The organism is Streptomyces sp. CA-181903 (genome assembly GCF_050937075.1).
Taxonomy (GTDB): Bacteria; Actinomycetota; Actinomycetes; order Streptomycetales; family Streptomycetaceae; genus Streptomyces.
Genome location: NZ_JBNJLY010000001.1, coordinates 3,487,394 through 3,504,232, shown reverse-complemented (window position 1 = coordinate 3,504,232; position 16,839 = coordinate 3,487,394). Strand labels below are relative to the sequence as shown.

The 16,839-nt window shown below is 73.4% G+C and carries 14 protein-coding genes; 13 read left to right on the top strand and 1 reads right to left on the bottom strand.

All coding sequences use genetic code 11. The features are described 5' to 3' along the window. Positions 1–157: 157 nt before the first annotated feature. From ACQEVS_RS15640 to ACQEVS_RS15580, 13 genes are all read left to right on the top strand, one after another. The gene (locus tag ACQEVS_RS15640) at positions 158–1,441 is read left to right on the top strand and encodes a geranylgeranyl reductase family protein (RefSeq protein ID WP_433020824.1); all 1,284 of its coding nucleotides are present in this window, start codon (positions 158–160) and stop codon (positions 1,439–1,441) included. Positions 1,442–1,668: 227 nt separating this feature from the next. Continuing rightward, positions 1,669–2,457: a class I SAM-dependent methyltransferase gene (locus ACQEVS_RS15635; protein WP_433020821.1), complete on the top strand. Its 789-nt coding sequence runs from the start codon at positions 1,669–1,671 to the stop codon at positions 2,455–2,457. Positions 2,458–2,593: 136 nt separating this feature from the next. Further along, positions 2,594–3,520, top strand: a complete 927-nt coding sequence (locus tag ACQEVS_RS15630) for a BtrH N-terminal domain-containing protein (protein WP_433020818.1) — start codon at positions 2,594–2,596, stop codon at positions 3,518–3,520. A 130-nt stretch (positions 3,521–3,650) separates the two neighbouring features. After that, complete coding sequence (locus ACQEVS_RS15625) at positions 3,651–3,938, top strand: acyl carrier protein (RefSeq protein ID WP_433020815.1); 288 nt, start codon at positions 3,651–3,653, stop codon at positions 3,936–3,938. Then, positions 3,935–5,125 carry an acyl-CoA dehydrogenase family protein gene (locus tag ACQEVS_RS15620; protein WP_433020812.1) on the top strand — a complete coding sequence of 397 codons (1,191 nt, stop codon included), beginning with the start codon at positions 3,935–3,937 and terminating at the stop codon, positions 5,123–5,125. Before ACQEVS_RS15625 ends, ACQEVS_RS15620 begins: the two co-directional genes overlap by 4 nt. Then, positions 5,122–5,976: a hypothetical protein gene (locus ACQEVS_RS15615; protein WP_433020809.1), complete on the top strand. Its 855-nt coding sequence runs from the start codon at positions 5,122–5,124 to the stop codon at positions 5,974–5,976. The genes ACQEVS_RS15620 and ACQEVS_RS15615 overlap by 4 nt, the downstream gene beginning before the upstream one ends. Next, positions 5,973–7,094, top strand: coding sequence for an SDR family oxidoreductase (locus ACQEVS_RS15610; RefSeq protein ID WP_433020806.1), 1,122 nt, complete (start codon positions 5,973–5,975; stop codon positions 7,092–7,094). The genes ACQEVS_RS15615 and ACQEVS_RS15610 overlap by 4 nt, the downstream gene beginning before the upstream one ends. Next, positions 7,091–7,993 (top strand): alpha/beta fold hydrolase, encoded by a 903-nt coding sequence (locus ACQEVS_RS15605; RefSeq protein ID WP_433020803.1) that lies wholly within the window; start codon positions 7,091–7,093, stop codon positions 7,991–7,993. Before ACQEVS_RS15610 ends, ACQEVS_RS15605 begins: the two co-directional genes overlap by 4 nt. Beyond that, a complete protein-coding gene (locus tag ACQEVS_RS15600; protein WP_433020800.1) occupies positions 7,990–8,253 on the top strand; it encodes a phosphopantetheine-binding protein in 264 nt (87 codons plus the stop codon). Before ACQEVS_RS15605 ends, ACQEVS_RS15600 begins: the two co-directional genes overlap by 4 nt. Positions 8,254–8,537: 284 nt before the next feature. Then, on the top strand, positions 8,538–10,241 hold the full coding sequence (locus tag ACQEVS_RS15595; RefSeq protein WP_433020797.1) for a class I adenylate-forming enzyme family protein: 1,704 nt from the start codon (positions 8,538–8,540) through the stop codon (positions 10,239–10,241). Between the two features lie 99 nt (positions 10,242–10,340). Continuing rightward, a complete protein-coding gene (locus ACQEVS_RS15590) occupies positions 10,341–12,050 on the top strand; it encodes an MFS transporter (RefSeq protein WP_433020794.1) in 1,710 nt (569 codons plus the stop codon). A gap of 137 nt (positions 12,051–12,187) precedes the next feature. Next, positions 12,188–14,245, top strand: coding sequence for an FAD/NAD(P)-binding protein (locus tag ACQEVS_RS15585; RefSeq protein ID WP_433020791.1), 2,058 nt, complete (start codon positions 12,188–12,190; stop codon positions 14,243–14,245). Between the two features lie 219 nt (positions 14,246–14,464). After that, positions 14,465–15,868 (top strand): class-II fumarase/aspartase family protein, encoded by a 1,404-nt coding sequence (locus tag ACQEVS_RS15580; protein WP_433020788.1) that lies wholly within the window; start codon positions 14,465–14,467, stop codon positions 15,866–15,868. A gap of 9 nt (positions 15,869–15,877) precedes the next feature. Here ACQEVS_RS15580 and ACQEVS_RS15575 read toward each other — a convergent pair whose 3' ends face one another. Beyond that, entirely contained in the window at positions 15,878–16,624 is a 747-nt protein-coding gene (locus ACQEVS_RS15575; protein ID WP_433020785.1) for a DUF4232 domain-containing protein, read from the bottom strand. Positions 16,625–16,839 lie beyond the last annotated feature (215 nt).

Here is a 16,839-nt window from a genome sequence, read left to right as displayed (position 1 = left end):
GGCGTGAGGACGGCGGCCGTCCCCGCGCCCCGGCGCGCGTCCGGCCCCGGCGCGCCTCCGGTAGGGCACCGGCCCACCGGCCGGGCCGCCGCGTCCGGCTCCTAGACTCGTCGGAGACCGAGCAGTCCCCTCCACGCACCCGAACGGGAGAGCCGACGTGACCGACGCCCCTGCCGAGCACACCGCCGATGTGATCGTGGTCGGGGCCGGCCCCGCCGGCTCCGCCACCGCGTACCACCTGGCCAGGACCGGACTCGACGTCCTCCTCCTGGAGAAGACGGCGTTCCCGCGCGAGAAGGTCTGCGGTGACGGCCTCACCCCGCGCGCCACCAAACAGCTCATCGCCATGGGCATCGACATCTCGGAAGAGGCCGGCTGGCTGCGCAACAAGGGCCTGCGCATCATCGCGGGCGGCAACCGGCTCCAGCTGGACTGGCCGGACCTCGCCTCGTTCCCCGACTACGGGCTGGTCCGCAAGCGCGACGACTTCGACGAGCAGCTCGCCCGGCAGGCCGTCAAGGCGGGCGCCCGGCTGTACGAGCGCTGCAACGTGGGCGCGCCGATCCTCGACGAGCGCACCGGCCGGGTCACCGGCGTGGAGGCGAAGCTGGGCGAGGAGAAGGCGCCGGTCACCTTCCACGCCCCGCTCGTCGTCGCCGCCGACGGCAACTCGACGCGGCTCTCCGTCGCGCTCGGCCTGCACCGCCGCGACGACCGGCCGATGGGCGTGGCCGTCCGCACGTACTTCACCTCCCCGCGCCACGACGACGACTACCTGGAGTCGTGGCTGGAGCTGTGGGACCGGCGCGGCGCCGAGGACCGGCTGCTGCCCGGTTACGGCTGGGTCTTCGGCATGGGCGACGGCACCAGCAACGTCGGCCTCGGCGTGCTCAACACCTCCGCGTCCTTCAAGGAGCTGGACTGGCGCGAGGTGCTGAAGGCGTGGTGCGCCTCCATGCCGGAGGAGTGGGGCTACACGCCGGAGAACATGACGGGGCCGATCCGCGGCGCCGCGCTGCCGATGGCGTTCAACCGCCAGCCGCACTACACGCGCGGCCTGTTGCTGGTGGGAGACGCGGGCGGGCTGGTGAACCCGTTCAACGGCGAGGGCATCGCCTACGCGATGGAATCCGGTCAGATCGCCGCCGAGGTCATCGTCCAGGCCCTCGGCCGGGCCACCCCCGAGCAGCGTGAACTCGCGCTGCGCCGCTACCCGAAGGTGCTCAAGGACACCTACGGCGGTTACTACACGCTCGGGCGCGCCTTCGTGAAGCTCATCGGCAACCCGAAGATCATGAAGCTGGCCACCGAACGCGGCCTGACCCACCCGATGTTGATGAAGTTCACACTGAAGCTCCTGGCGAATCTCACGGATCCGACGCATGGTGATGCCATGGACCGTGTGATCAACGGGCTGAGCAGGATCGCCCCCAAGGCCTGATCGGCCGGAATGCCCCAGGGCGAGCCCAACCAACCTTCCGGAGCGCGGCGTTCCGGTCCCTTGATTCCTTGCGGGTCAGGGTCCGGGACGCCGCGTTCCGTTGGTATTAACCCGTTCGATACAGCTATTTCCCAACAGGTATTGACAATTGCTTGCTACGGACGAGTAGGGTCATACGTGCTTGGTGAAACAGTTGTGACTCTCCGTACAGGGAAAGGCTCGACTTCATGTCGCTCCGGAGCGGTGGCGAAGACCAGTTAGCACGTAATCAGCAGGAGTTCGCGCGTCAGGCGAGTACGTTCGAGGACGCGCGGCTGAACACCGTGTTCACCATGCGGTTGCGGGAACTTGTCGAGTTCGCCGCCCCCCGGCTCGAAGACGTCTGTCTGGAGGTCGCCTGCGGCACGGGGCTCGTGTCGAGGGCGCTCGCCGGCCACGTCCGGCATGTGACGGCGCTGGACGCCACCCCCGAGATGCTCGCCACGGGCAAGCGCGAGGCCGACGCCGAGGGGCTGTCCCAGATCGTCTACCAGCAGGGCGACGCCGCCCGGCTGCCGTTCCTGGACGCCTCGTTCTCCCTGGTCGTCACCCGTTTCTCGCTCCACCACGTGGCCTCCCCGGAGGCCGTCGTCCGGGAGCTGGTACGGGTCTGCCGGCCCGGCGGGCGCATCGTCGTCGCCGACATGGTCCGCCGTCCCGAGCTGGGCGGCGACCCCGACCGCATCGAGCGGCTGCGCGATCCCTCGCACGGCGCGATGCTCACGGTCGACCGGATCACCGAGCTGTTCGCCGCCGCCGGCGGCAATGTCCGCAATACCGAAGTCATCGACGTCCGAAGGCCGTTGGCGCCCTGGCTGGAACAGGCGCGTACACCGGCGGAGACCGCGGCCCGCATCGAAAGCGAATTGGCCGAGGAATTGGCCGGCGGCCCGGTGTCCGGAATGCGCCCCGTCACTCTCGACGGCAGGTTGCATTACACCCAGAGCTGGGCCCAGCTCCTCGCGGTGCCGGACTGACCTACGGGCCCGCCGTGCCGCGTCACGCCAGGGCCCACCGACCAACGGAACGTGCTCCACATCGACCAGAGCCGGCGGACCGCCGCCGGTGCGCCGCCGTCCGGGACGCCCCGGGCGGAACGGGGGAGACAGCACAGTGCCGCACACCGATCACGTCAACCGTTTAGCCATAGAGCTCATACCCGCCCACACCGGCACCACGCCGTTCGGCACCTGCTACCAGCAGTGCGTGGCGAACCTCGCCGCCTGGTACGGGCTGCCCGACGCCGCGGACGTCCTCGTCACCACCTGGGGCTTCGGCTGGGACGGCGGAACCGTCCTGCGGGGCGGCGACCGCTGGGTGACGGCGGCCGCCCGCCTCCACGGACTCCCGCTCCAGGAACGGCGGTTCGGCTCCTACGAGGAGCTCCGCGCCCTGGAGGAGGCCGAACTGGCCGCCGGGCGGCCGCTCGCCGCGGCCGTCGACGCCTACTGGCTGCCCTCGGAGTATGAGGGCGTCGAACACCTCGCCCACTGCGTCCTGCTCACCGGCCGGGATGCGGACGGGGTCACCATCGTCGACCCCATGAACCGCCCGGAGCCCGTCCGGTACCCCGAGGAGCGCTGGCGGACCCTGCGCTCGGCGGACGCGGCCGACGGCTTCCGTACCTTCCTGCTGTCCGGCGGGCCCACCCGCAAGCCGTCCGCCCACGACCTGGCGCGGGCCGTGAGCGAGGACCGGCGCACCCACCGCGAGCGCGACACCGCGGCCCTCGCGGCGTACGTCGAGGCGTGCGACGCGGTGGAGGCCGGCACCCTCGACGTGAGCGGCGCCGCCGCCGAGCGGCACTTCGTCGGCAGACTCCTCCGTCATCTCGCGGCTTCCGTACCGGAGTTGGAGGCCGTGGCCGTCGAGGCCGCGTCCCTCACCCGGCGCTGGTACCTGGTGCACACGCTGTCCCGCGAGTCCGGCGGTTCGCCGGAGGGACGGCGGCGCCTGGTCCGCATGCTGCGCGACCTGCGGAGCCGCGAAGAGCGGCTGGCGGCCCACGTCGACGAAGCCGTCGCCGCCCTGGACGCGTAGTCCCCAAGCGGCCCACCCCGCGAGGGCGGTTCCCTGAGGGACCGCTCCCTGGGCCGATCTTTCCACTCTCCCACCCTTTGCTTCGCGCACTCGCGCATCAGCACTCTCTGTAAGGCTAGGAGTACTTCCCGTGCCCGAAAGCGCAATACCCTGCGAGCAGGCCGTCCGTGAGGCGCTCGCCCGGCACTCCGACCTCGGCGACGCCGCGCACGAACTGCTCGCCGACGGCGACCTCTACGCCGCCGGGCTCACCTCGCTGGCGTCCGTGCGGGTGATGCTCGCCCTGGAGGAGCGGCTCTCGGTCGAGATCCCCGAGGAGCGCATCGGCCGCGCCCTGTTCGCCTCGATCGCCCATCTCACCGGCGTCCTCACCGAGTTGACGGGCGACCGCGACCAGGCCGTGGGGGCCGGCCGATGACCGCACCCGCTCCCGAACGCGTCGTGCTGACGGGGCGTCAGGCCCTGGACGCGGCCGTCGCGGTGGCGAAGGCGGCGGCCGAGCACGCCGCCGCCACCGACCGCGACGCGGCCTTCCCGGCCGCCGGCGTCGCCGCCCTCCGGGAGCACGGCCTGCTGTCCGCCGCCGTCCCCAAGGAGTACGGCGGCCACGGCCTCGACCCGCGCACCCTGACCCGGATCGGCGCCCGACTGGCCGGCGGCTGCGCCGCCACCGCCATGATCTGGGCGATGCACCAGCTCCAGGTGGCCTGCCTGGCCCGCGGCGCCGTGGCCTCGCCCGAGATCGCGGCGGCCCTGGCGGACATCGCCGGACGGCAGCTGCTGATCGCCTCCATCACCTCCGAGGTGGGCGTCGGCGGCGACATGCGGCGCAGCGTCGCCGCCGTGGAGCCGGCGGGCGACGGCACGGTCCGGCTGACCAAGAAGGCCACCACCGTCTCGTACGGCGAGCACGCCGACGGCTTCCTCGTCACCGCCCGCTCGGGCCCCGACGCGGCGCCCACCGACCAGGTCGCGGTGCTCGTCATGGCCGAGCACGCGGAGCTGGAGCGGACCGGCGACTGGAACCCGCTGGGCATGCGCGGCACGTGCAGCCCGCCGTTCACGATGAGCGCGACCGTGCCCGCCGGCATGGTGCTGCCCGAGCCGTTCGGGGAGACCGCCACCCGCTGCATGGTGCCGCTCTCGCACCTGCTGTGGTCGGGTGTGTGGACGGGCGTCGCCGCGGACGCGGTGCGCCGCGCGGTGGCCTACTCGAAGATCCGGATGCGCGCCCAGCTGAAGGCCGGGCGCACGCAGGACGACCCGCGCCTCGGCCGGGCCTACGCCGACCTGCGGGTGCTCCAGGACACGGTGGCGCGGTTCGCCGACGACTACGCCGTGTGGGAGGCCGCCCAGGACGCGGACACCACCGCCATGACGGTCCGGGCCAACGCGCTGAAGACCGGCGTGTCGGTGGACGCGGTGCGGGTGGTGGAGCAGGCGCTGGAGATCTGCGGGATGGCCGGTTACAGCGAGTCCGGTCCGTACTCCGTCGCCCGCCACCTGCGGGACCTCTACTCGGCCCGCCTGATGATCGCCAACGGCCGCCTTGAGCTGGCCAATTCGGAACTGCTGCTTCTCACGGGGGACCTGATACAGGAATGACGAGCATCGACACCCGGGCGGCCCGCGCCGCCGACGACCTGACGGCCGGGGGCTGGGCGCTGCCCGCCGGCGTGGTGGGGACCCACCGCTTCACCCCGAAGTTCGAGGCGGTGATCACCGGCCTCCAGGCCCGGCTGACCGCCCTGGGCGGCACCGAGGGGCCGGTCTGGCACCCGCCGGTGCTCTCCCGGCCCCTGATCGACCGCGCCGAGTACGCGGAATCGTTCCCGCACCTGCTGGGCTCGGTGAACGCCATGGAAGAGGACGCCGACGGCGTGGTGCTCGCGCCCGCCGCCTGCTACCCGGTCTACCCGGGGCTCGCGGACGGCACGGTCGAGGAGCAGGCCCACTTCGACGTGGCCGGCTACTGCTACCGCCACGAGGCCACCAGCGAGCTCGGCCGGTTCCGTACGTTCCGGATGCGCGAGTTCGTCACCGTCGGTGCCGAGGAGCCGGTGACCGCCTGGCGGGACGCCTGGATCGAGCGCGGCGAGAAGCTCTTCGCCGAGCTCGGTGTGGCCGTCGAGGTGAAGTCGGCCACCGACCCGTTCTTCGGGCCCGGCGGGCGCCTGATGCGCGCCAGCCAACTGGAACAGGACCTGAAGTACGAGTTCGTGGCCAAGGTGTCCCCCGAGGACCCCGGCACGGCCATCGCCTCCGCCAACTGCCACAAGGACCACCTGGGCGCCCGGTTCGCCGTCCGGCTGCCCGGCGGCGGCACCGCGCACAGCGCCTGCGCCGCCTTCGGCCTGGAGCGCGTCGCGCTCGCCCTGATCAACGCCCACGGCGACGACCTGAACGACTGGCCCGCGCTCGCCGCGGCCCTGCCCACCCCCGGGAGCCCGGCATGACGCACGTCCCCCACCACCTGGTCACCGGCGCCACCGGATTCGTCGGCGGCGCCCTCGTCCTCGAACTCCTCGCCCGCACCGACGCCGAGATCCACTGCGTCGTCCGCCCGCGCGAGGACCTCTCCGCCGACGACCGGCTGCGCACCGCGCTGGCCACGGCCGCCGCCTCGTACGGCATCACGGACCTCGACGAGGCCATCGCCACCCGCTGCCACGCCGTGGCCGGCGACCTCACCGCCGAGGCGTGCGGCGTCGACGCGGCCGCGCTGCCCGAGGTCGAGCAGGTCTGGCACGTCGCCGCCTCGCTCGCCTACGAGGAGCACCGCCGGGAGGAGATCCTCCGCGACAACCTCGGTGGTACCCAGCACGTCCTGGAGCTGGCCCGGGCGCTGAAGTCGCCCACGTTCAACTACGTCTCCACGGCGTACGTGGCGGGCGACCGCACCGGCTTCATCCCCGCCGAGCGCGTCGGCGAGGGCGTGGTCAGCAACAACGCCTACGAGCACAGCAAGATCCAGGCCGAACGGGCGGTCTACGCGGCCGGGTTCGAGCGCACCCGCATCTTCCGCCCCAGCATCGTCATCGGCCACAGCCGCACCTTCGCGGCGACCAGCTTCACCGGCCTCTACGGCTTTGTGAAGGGCCTCCAGAAGGCCCGCTCGGAGGTCCGCGCCACCCTCGGCGACATGCTCGTCTTCCGCCCGCTGCGGCTCCGCGCCACCGAGGACGCGCTGGTCAACTTCATCCCCGTCGACCTCGTCGTCTCGGCGGCCGTCGGCGTGGCCCTGGCGGACGGCCCCACCGACGTCTATCACCTGGCCAACACCGAGCAGCCGACCGTCGGCGACACCCTCGCGGAGCTCTGCGACCAGCTCGCGATCAAGCACCCGCAGTATGTCGACAGCACCGACGAGTTCACGCTCATCGACGAACGGGTCGACGAGCGCGTCGAGTTCTACCGCTCGTACGTCAACGGCACCAAGGACTTCGACGTCGCCAACGTGCAGAAGCTGCTCGGCGACGACGTCCTCGGCCACGCCCTGCCGCGCGAGCGGCTCGCCGAGTTCATCGGCTGGTACCTGGAGCACCACCGCGCACGGAAGGGAAAGAACGCGTGAAGCGCGAAGGCATCGAGTCCTGGGACCTCGCCTACGACGGCAAGCAGGACCTCCACGAGACGGAGGACGGCTGCAAGCTGTACTACGAGATGCGCGGCGAGAGCGGCCCGGTGGTCACCTTCGTCTCCACCATCTACGTGGTCAGCACGGCCTGGCGGAACTTCACCGGTTCCCTGGTGGACGGCCACCGGCTGCTCACCTACGACCTGCGCAACCAGGGCGCGTCGGAGAGCAAGCCGGCGGACTTCGCCCGGCACGCCGACGACCTGCGGTCGCTGCTGGACGGGCTGGGGATCGAGAAGACGTACCTGGTCGGCACCTCCATCTCCACCCTGATCTGCCGTGACTTCGCCGTCGCCCACCCCGACCGGGTGGCCGGCCTGGTGCTCGTCGGCCCGCCGCTCAGCCCGAAGGGCTCGTCGCGCCGCCGCCGCATCGCCAAGTCCTGGCTGAACGCGCTGGAGACGGGCGGGCCGCGGGCCCTGTTCGACCTCATCTACCCGCTGGTCTTCGGCGAGAAGGCCATCGCCGAGGGCGGCTCCGGCGCCTACCTCGCCCTGCGCGAGCGCTTCCTCGCCATGAACTCCACCGCCCAGCTCGCCGCCAACCTGCGCGAGGCGCTGGAGGCGGACGACAAGGCCGAGTTGCTGGAGCGGATCCCCGCGCCGACGCTGCTGCTCAGCGGCGACGACGACTTCTCGACGACGGAGTCCACGCTGCGGAACGTCGCGGGGCTGCTGAAGAGCGCCGCCGTCGAGATCATCGAGGAGTGCGGGCACCTGCCGTACTTCGAGCGGCCGGACGACTTCCAGGACGCGATCGCCCGGTTCGTGGCGTCCGTCGAGGGCGGCGGCTTCCCGGAGACGTTCGTGCCGCGGGCGGTCGGAGCGTTGGTATGACGGACGAGGTGTTGAGCCGGCTCGTCGCCCTGCTGGAGCGGGTCGCCGCCGTCGAACTGGGCGGCCGCCCGGTCACCGAGACGGGCCCGGAATCGCTGCGGAACCTCGGGCTGACGTCGGTGCGGCTGATGGAGTTCCTGGTCGCGGTCGAGGACGAGTTCGATCTGATCTGGGACGACGATGTGGACGAGGCGGTGATCGGGTCCCTGGAGGGGATGGCCCGGTACATCGCGGAGGAGACGGGGGTGCGGGCCGGCTGAGCCGGGGTTGTTCCCCAGTCCCGCCCCTTCTCCGATTCCTGGGGCGCTGCCCCAGACCCCGAAACCGCGCTCCGCGCGGTTGTCCTCAAACTCCCCCAGAGGGGGCACCCCCAACGGGCTGACTGTCCAGCCCGTCCGGCGTTTGAGGACCTCGCGGCGAAGCCGCGATGCCGGGGGCGCGGGCCCTCCCGCAAGAAACGGTGAATGGGGGTGCCCCCTCTGGGGGAGGGCCGGGGCACCCCCACCCCCCACGACCACGCCCACCCACGAACACAGGTGCACCCATGACCACGGAAACCACACAAGCCACCCGCCCCCGCCCCACCTTCCTCACCGACTACACCCCCACCCGCTACCGCAAACGCCTCACCCCCCTCTCCCGAGTCCCCATCACCGGCCGCATCGGCGAGGTCTGGCACCTCGCCGCCCAGCGTCACCCCCGCAACCCGGTCATCGTCGACCGCGCCCCCGACGTGGACCGCGACGGCCCGCTGGAGCGCAGCTACCTGCAGTGGGCCGCGCTCGTCGACGACCTCGCGTCGCGGCTGCACGCCCTGGGCGTGCGGGAGTGGGACCGGGTCGCCGTCGTGAAGCGGAACCACCTCGACGTGGCCCTGCTCGCCTCCGCCGCCGCGCGGATCGGCGCCGTGCCCGCGCTGATCACCGACCACCACGACGCGCGCACCCTCGCGGTGATGCTCGGCCGGCTGGAGAAGCCGTTCCTGATCACGGACCGGCAGGCGCTGGAGCGGATGGGCCTCGACAAGGAGGCCGTCGCCGGGCTCACCGAGAAGACGGCCTGCGTCGACGACGCCCCGGAGGACCGGCCCGACGTCGTCTCCTTCGACGGGCTGCGCGGCGGCCCGGTCGTCGAACCCCGGCTCCGGGCCTGGGAAGAACCGATGGTCATCACCCACACCTCGGGCACCACCGGCGTCCCCAAGCTGGTGCTGCACTCGGCCGAGTCGCTGTACTCGCTGGGCCTGGTCGAGGCCGAGCGGTGGCCGTTCTTCCGGCTGCGGGACGACGACACCGTCGCGTTCTGCGAGCCGTACTCGCACCAGCGCATCATCACCGGGCTGCTGCCGCTGGCGACCGTCGCGCCCAAGCTCGTCATGATGTCGGACCCGCTCGCGCCGGTCGTCCGCGACCTGCTCGTCGAGCACAAGCCGACGTTCGTCGAGACGCTGCCCAACGCCTTCCTCGCCTGGGAGGAGCTGGCGCAGGACCCGGCGAAGCCGTTCGCGAACGTCCGCGTCTTCGTCAACTCCTTCGACGCCATCCACACCCGCACCGTCCGCACCTTCCTCGCCGCGACCGAGCGGAAGCTGCCGGTCTGGGTGCAGTCCTGGAGCCAGACCGAGGCCGGCGCGGTGGCCATCCGCCCGTACACGCGCGGCTCGGTCAAGCGACGCGGCCACCGGCCGCCGCCCACCCAGGTCCTCGGCTGGCCCGTTCCCGGCTTCGGCAGGCTCCGCGCCGTCGACCCGGACACGGGCGTGCCGGTGCGCCGCGGCGAGGTCGGTCTGATCCAGTTCTCCGCGCCGGGCCGCTGCCTCACCTACGTCGGCGAGAAGGAGCGGCACGACCTCAAGCGCGAGGGCCACTGGTGGAACCTCGGCGACATGGCGGTGATCAACCGCCTCGGCGCCGTCCGGCTCATCGACCGCGAGGTCGACCGGATCCCCGGCGCCAGCGCCCTGGAGATCGAGGACGTGCTGCTGGACCGGCTGCCGCGGACCACCGAGGTCATCGTCCTCGCCGTCGCGGGCGGGAAGCCGCAGCCCGTCTACAGCTCCCAGTTCGACCAGCCGGTGACCGAGGCGCAGTGGTGCGCGGCCACCGCGGACCTGCCGGAGATGGCCGAGCCCATCCACATCCGATGGGAGGAGTTCCCCCGAACCGCCACGTGGAAGGTGCGCCGCGTCATGCTCCGCGAGCAGCTGCTCGAGGACGCCGACGGCATCGGTTACGGCACCTGGACGTAGCGGTCACGTCAACCGGCCGCGAGGGCGCGGCGCGCGGGACTCCTCCGGGACGCCTCCGCGCGCCGTGCCGTCCGTCCGGCCGACCCGCTGAGAGGAAACATGACAACCCAGACCGAGAGCGGCGGTACTGCGGCAGGGGTGCCGGAGGCCGGCCATCCTCGCAGGTGGCTGATCGTCGGCGCGATGTCGCTCTGCATGTTCATCGCCGTCATGGACAACACCGTCCTGACCGTGGCGCTGGCCTCCATCCAGAAGGACCTGGACGCCTCCAACGCCTCGCTCCAGTGGTCGATGGACGCCTACACCCTCACCTTCGCGGCCCTGCTGCTCACCGCCGGACTGCTCGGCGACCGCTACGGCCGGCGCAAGGTGCTGGTCGCCGGGCTGGTGTTCTTCGCCCTGGTCTCCGCCGCCGGCGCGTGGTCCGGGAGCGCGGGCCAACTCATCGGCTGGCGCGCCGCGATGGGCGTCGGCGCCGCCGTCGTGCCGGGCTGCACCATGGCCGTGATCACCACCGCCGTGCCGCGGCACGAGCGGGCCAAGGCCATCGGCCTCTGGTCCGCCGCGGCCGGCGTCGGCATCGCCGCCGGACCGATCATCGGCGGCGCCCTGCTGGAGCACTTCTGGTGGGGCTCCGCCCTGCTGGTGAACGTGCCGTTCGTGCTGGTGGCGATCGGCCTGATCGTCTTCTGCGTGCCGGAGAACCGCGGCGGCAACAGCACCGCCCGGATCGACCTCCCCGGCGTCCTGCTCTCCACCGCGGCCACCGGCGCCCTGGTGTTCGGCATCATCGAGGGCGGCGAACGCTCCACCCTCGCGGATGCGATCGTCTGGGTGCCGCTCGTCGCGAGCGTCGTCCTCTACGCCGTCCTGGCGAAGGTGGAGCGGCGGGCCGCCAACCCGGCCGTCGACTTCGGGCTGCTGCGCAGGCCGCGGTTCGCGGCGGGCTCCGGGGCCCTCGCGATCATCTTCTTCACCGCGATGGGCGCCAGCTTCGTCGTCGTCTTCTATCTCCAGATTCTGCGCGGCTACAGCCCGTTGGACTCCGGACTGCTGATGCTGCCGCTCGCCGTCGGTTCGATGATCAGCGCCGGGGTGAGCGACGGACTGGTGAAACGGTTCGGCGCGGCCTCCGCCATCGCGGTGGGCGCGGTCCTGATGTCCGCCGGGCTGGGGCTGATCGGCCTGCTCGGCGCGTCCACGCCCATCTGGCGCTTCGGCGCCGCCCAGTTCCTCGGCGGCCTCGGCTTCGGCCTGGCGTTCTCCGCGGCGATGGCGGCGACCGTCGCCATGGTCCCCGAGGAGAAGGCGGGCGCCGGCAGCGCCCTCGCCAACACCGCGCGGCACGTCGGCAGCGCCCTGGGCATCGCCGTGCTCGGCGCCGTCCTCGGCGCGGTGTACCGCCACAGGCTCGGCGACACCACCGACCCGCTGCCCGCCTCCGTCCGCGACCAGGCCGGGGACTCCCTCGGCAGCACGGCGGGCGCCCTGCACGAGGTGACCGAGCGGGCGAGGGAGCTCCAGGGCGCCCGGGACGCCGCGTCGCAGGCGGAGCTCAAGGAGCTGCTGCCCGCCGTCCGTTCGGCCCGGACCATCCTCGACCGGGCGGCGGACGCGTTCCTCGACGCCCTGCAGACCACCATGTGGCTCACCGCCGGGATCGGCCTGCTCTCCGCCGTCGTCGCGCTGGTGTGGCTGCGGGGCGGGACGGCGGCCGAGGCCGGTGCGGAAGCCGGTGCCGTGCCCTCCGGTGAGGGCGGTGAGTCCGCCGCGTCCGCCACTGCCGCGGGGGACACGTCGGCCGTCTGATCCGGGGCCGGGGATCCCCCGGCCCCACCCCCACCCTCCCCTGCCCCGCGGGCCCGACCGGCCCGCGCGGGCGTACCGAATGGAGCGCGTTCCGTGGCAGCCCGTGCGCCCCGTGCGCAGACCGACACCTTCGAGACATGCGTGGTGGGCGCGGGACCACGCGGCCTTTCCGTCCTGGAACGGCTCTGTGCCAACGAGCGGGCCGCCCCTCGCACGGCGCGGTCACCGTCCACCTCGTCGACCCGGCGCTGCCGGGAGCGGGCGCCGTCTGGCGCCCGGACCAGTCGCGGCACCTGCTGATGAACACCGTCGCCTCGCAGATCACCCTGTTCACGGACGGGAGTTCGCGGATCGACGGGCCCGTGGAGCCGGGGCCCACCCTCCACGAGTGGGCCGAGGACGTGGCCTCCCTGGGCGAGTGCTCAGGCGAGGACGACTGGGTGCTGCGCGAGGCGCGGGCGCTCGGCCCCGACGCGTACCCCACCCGCGCGTTCTACGGCCGCTATCTGCACGACTGCTACCGGCGCGTGCTCTCGGGCGCCCCCGCGCACCTCACCGTGCGGACGCACCGCTCGCGCGCCGTCGCGCTGGCGGACGCGCTCGGTGCGGCGGGCGGGCCGCAGAGCCTGCTGCTCGCCGACGGCACACGGCTCGACGGGCTCGACGCCGTCGTCCTCGCGCAGGGGCACGTCCCCGCCCGGCCCACCGTCCCCGAGGCGCGCGCCGCCCACTTGGCCCGGCTGCACGGGCTCACCTACCTGCCGCCGGTCAACCCGGCCGACGCCGACCTGGACGGCGTCGAGCCCGGCGAACCCGTCCTGCTGCGCGGCCTGGGGCTCAACTTCTTCGACTACATGGCCCTGTTCACGACCGGGCGGGGCGGTGCCTACGTCCGCGAGGAGGGCGGGGCTGTGGTCTACCGGCCCTCCGGGCGCGAGCCGCGGCTGTACGCGTTCTCGCGGCGCGGCGTGCCGTACCACGCGCGTGGCGACAACCAGAAGGGCGCCTCCGGGAGGTACCTGCCCCGGTTGCTCACGCCGGAGCGCATCGACGCGCTGCGCGCCCGCGCGCGGAGCGGTGAGCCGGTCCGTTTCACCGCCGACCTCTGGCCGTTGATCGCCGCCGAGGTGGAGAGCGTCTACTACGGCACCCTGCTGACCGCCCTCGGCCGGGACGCGGAACGCGCGGAGTTCACGGAGCGGTACCTGGCCGCCGGGGCGGGCGGGGCCGGCGGGCGCGGGTCTGAGGCCCGGGCGGACGGGGTCGGGGCCCAGGCGGTGGGATCCGACCCCGCGGCCCAGGCGGCCGGGGTCGGGATCGGAGCCGCGGCCCAAGCGGCCGGGGAGCGCGAGGAACTCCTCGACGCCCTCGGCATCGCCCCGCACCACCGCTGGGACTGGGAGCGGCTCGCCGCCCCGCACAAGGGCCGGGACTTCGCCGACCGCGGCGCGTTCCGCCGCTGGCTGCTCGACCGGCTGCGCGCCGACGCGCGCGCGGCCCGCGAGGGCAACGTGGACGGCCCGCTCAAGGCGGCCCTGGACGTGCTGCGCGACCTCCGCAACGAGATCCGGCTCGCCGTCGACCACGCCGGGCTCGACGGCGCCTCCCACCGCGACGAGCTGGAACGCTGGTACACGCCGCTCAACGCCTTCCTCTCCATCGGCCCGCCCGCCTCCCGCATCGAGGAGATGGCCGCGCTCGTCGAGGCCGGCGTGCTGGAGGTGACCGGGCCCGGCACCGACGTACGCCTCGACCCGGCGGCCGGCGCGTTCACCGCGTCGTCGCCGCGGGTGCCGGGGGAGCCCGTACGGGCCCGGGTGCTGATCGAGGCCCGGCTCCCCGAACCCGACCTGCGGCGCACCGAGGACCCGCTGCTCCGGCACCTGCTCGACACCGGACAGTGCGCGCCGTACAGGATCCCGGCGGCGGACGGGCCGGCGTACGAGACGGGCGGACTCGCCGTCACCGAACGCCCGTACCGCGTCGTCGCCGCCGACGGCACCGCGCACCCGCGCCGCTTCGCCTACGGCGTCCCGACGGAGGCCGTCCACTGGGTCACGGCCGCCGGCACCCGCCCCGGCGTCGACTCGGTGACGCTCGCCGACGCGGACGCCATCGCCCGTTCCGTGCTCGGGCTCACACCCGCGGACGCGGCGCCGGAGGCGTCGGCGGCGCTCGCCGGGGTACTCGTCTGACGGGTGGGTTGCGCGGCGGAGGTCACCGGCCCGGCTCCGACGGGGCCGGTGACCTCCGCCGCTGGGCTGTGGGGGCGCGGAACTGCCGAGGCTCGTCAGGGGTTTCGTGTGACTCGGCATGTCTCACAACCGCTGATTCCGGACGTGCCACCACCACTGTCCGGTACGTATCACCACCACCGATTCGGCACGCATCACCACCCCGCGCGAGGAGACTCGATGACCGCCCACGACCGGGACGCCTTCCACGACACCGGCCTGCTCTCTCCCGTACGGGCCGGCACCCCTGTGGAGGAGGCCACCGGCGACGCCGCCTGGGTGCGGGCCATGCTCGACGCGGAGGCGGCACTGGCCCGGGCGCAGGCCCGGCTCGGGACCGTGCCGCCGGAAGCGGCCCTGGTCATCAGCGAGGCGGCCGGCGCGGCGCGCTTGGACGTCCGCGCGCTGGCGCTCGCGGCGCGCGAGACGGCCAACCCGGTGGTGGGGCTGGTGGCAGCGTTCACCGCGGTGGTCGCGGAACGGGACCCGGCGGCGGCCGAGTACGTCCACCGGGGATCCACCAGCCAGGACGTCTTCGACACGGGTGCCCTGCTGGTCGCGGCGCGGGTGCTGCGGCTGATCCACGCGGACCTGCTGCGGACCGCCGGCGCGCTCGGCCGGCTGGCCGCCGCGCACCGCGACACGCCGGCCGCCGCCCGTACCCTCGCCCTCCAGGCCGTCCCCACCACCTTCGGGCTGCGCGCGGCCGGATGGCGGCAGCTCGTACTGGACGCCGCCGGGCGGATCGAACGGTTGCTGGACGGCGGGCTGCCCGTCGCGCTGGGCGGCGCGGCGGGGACGCTGGCGGGCTACCTCGAATACGCGCGCCTGGCGGGGGAGCCCGACCCGGACGCGTACGCGGGCCGGCTCGGCGCGCTGTTCGCCGAGGAGACCGGGCTGGGCCGGCCCGCGCTGCCGTGGCACGCGCTGCGCACGCCGATGGCCGACCTGGGGGCGGTCCTCGGGCTGGCCGCGGGGGCGCTGGGCAAGTTCGCCGTGGATGTGCAGAACCTGACCCGCACGGAGGTCGGCGAGGTCGCCGAGCCGGCGGTGGCCGGGCGCGGTTCGTCGTCGGCGATGCCGCACAAGCGGAACCCGGTGCTGGCCACGATGATCCGCACGGCCGCCCTCCAGGTGCCCGCGCTCGCGACCGTCCTCACGCAGCAGCTCCTCGCGGAGGACGAGCGCTCGGGAGGCACCTGGCATGCGGAGTGGCTGCCGTTGCGCGAGTGCCTGCGGCTGACGGGCGGTGCGGCACACACGGCCGTAGAGCTCGCGGAGGGCCTGGAGATCCGCCCGGAGCGGATGGCCGCCAACCTGGCGTTGACGGGCGGCCAGATGGTGTCGGAGCGGGTCTCCGCCGTCCTCGCCCCCCGGCTGGGGAAGGCGGAGGCGAAGCGGCTGCTGACCGAACTCACCGGCGAGGCGGCCCGTACGGGCCGGCCCCTGGCCGAGGTGCTGGCCGCCGACCCCCGGCTGTCCGGCGTCCTCACGGCGGAGGAGTGCGCCGAACTGTGCGATCCGGCGCGGTACACGGGGAGCGCGGGGGAACTGGTGGACCGGGCTCTGGGCCGGATCCCTTAAGGGCTTGAGCTACTGGTCGTTGGCGCCGACGCCGGGGACGGCCCCCTGCGGCGAGGCGTGCCAGTTGGTGACCTCCGGCCGGTCGAACCGGGTGCTGCCGACCTTGAGGCCGACCGGGTCGCCGCTGTCGTCCCGGCTCACCATGACGGTGATGTCGTCCAGTTCCTTGCCGGAGTGGTCGTTGGTGGTCTTGGGGTTCAGCCCGGCGTACGCGGTGGTGCCGCCGCTCAGCTTGATCTGCTTGCCGACGGACTGCTCGGCCGGCTGCGCCTCGGTGCCGTCGGAGCCGATCGCCACGACCGGGTACACGCCGGGGAGCGAGCAGGTGATGCCCGGCTTGGCCCGCACGGATATCTCGATGTAGCCGCCGGCCTGGGTCTTCGAGGTGGCGGCCCAGGTCAGGTCGTTGGTGCCGCAGACCTGGCCGTAGCCCTTCTTGTCACCGCTCTCGCCCGGGGTGTTCCTGCCGCCGGGGGCGGGCGCCTTGCCGCTGTGGCCCGGCTTCCCGGTCGCCTTCTCCGCCGACGTCCCCTGCGAACCCGAGCCCTTGCCGCCGCCGGGGCCGGCCTCCTGGCCCTTGTTCGCGGAGCCCTGGTCCGCGGGGCGTGACGTGCCGTCCGAGGCGGAGGGCGCGGAGGAGGCGGCCGGAGCGGAAGCCCCGTTCCCGGAATCGCCCTTGTCGCAGGCGCTCAGCGACAGCACGCCGGCCAGCGCCGTGGCGGCCAGTGCGGCCGAGCGGATGAGGTTCTTGCGCATGGGTGGTCCCCCGTAGTGGTCTCACTGGTCTTACCGGATCGGTCGGGAACGGCGCGGAGAAGGGCGCCGCCGTCGACGGGAAGAAGCTTCGCGGCGCCTCGTCCGGACCCGCAACGAGCCGGGGAGAAGAGGGGACGCCGAACTGTCGTCATACCTGCTGACCTGCGGAAATACCGCTCCCCTGGAACGGCGGCCTGGAACGGCGAGCCGGCCCC

Bases quoted from the DNA above. Each gene is read 5' to 3' on its own strand.
- ACQEVS_RS15635 (WP_433020821.1), top strand. From the start codon at position 1,669: ATGTCGCTCCGGAGCGGTGGCGAAGACCAGTTAGCACGTAATCAGCAG.
- ACQEVS_RS15620 (WP_433020812.1), top strand. From the start codon at position 3,935: ATGACCGCACCCGCTCCCGAACGCGTCGTGCTGACGGGGCGTCAGGCC.
- ACQEVS_RS15615 (WP_433020809.1), top strand. From the start codon at position 5,122: ATGACGAGCATCGACACCCGGGCGGCCCGCGCCGCCGACGACCTGACG.
- ACQEVS_RS15610 (WP_433020806.1), top strand. From the start codon at position 5,973: ATGACGCACGTCCCCCACCACCTGGTCACCGGCGCCACCGGATTCGTC.
- ACQEVS_RS15600 (WP_433020800.1), top strand. From the start codon at position 7,990: ATGACGGACGAGGTGTTGAGCCGGCTCGTCGCCCTGCTGGAGCGGGTC.
- ACQEVS_RS15595 (WP_433020797.1), top strand. From the start codon at position 8,538: ATGACCACGGAAACCACACAAGCCACCCGCCCCCGCCCCACCTTCCTC.
- ACQEVS_RS15590 (WP_433020794.1), top strand. From the start codon at position 10,341: ATGACAACCCAGACCGAGAGCGGCGGTACTGCGGCAGGGGTGCCGGAG.
- ACQEVS_RS15585 (WP_433020791.1), top strand. From the start codon at position 12,188: ATGCGTGGTGGGCGCGGGACCACGCGGCCTTTCCGTCCTGGAACGGCT.
- ACQEVS_RS15580 (WP_433020788.1), top strand. From the start codon at position 14,465: ATGACCGCCCACGACCGGGACGCCTTCCACGACACCGGCCTGCTCTCT.
- ACQEVS_RS15575 (WP_433020785.1), bottom strand. From the start codon at position 16,624: ATGCGCAAGAACCTCATCCGCTCGGCCGCACTGGCCGCCACGGCGCTG.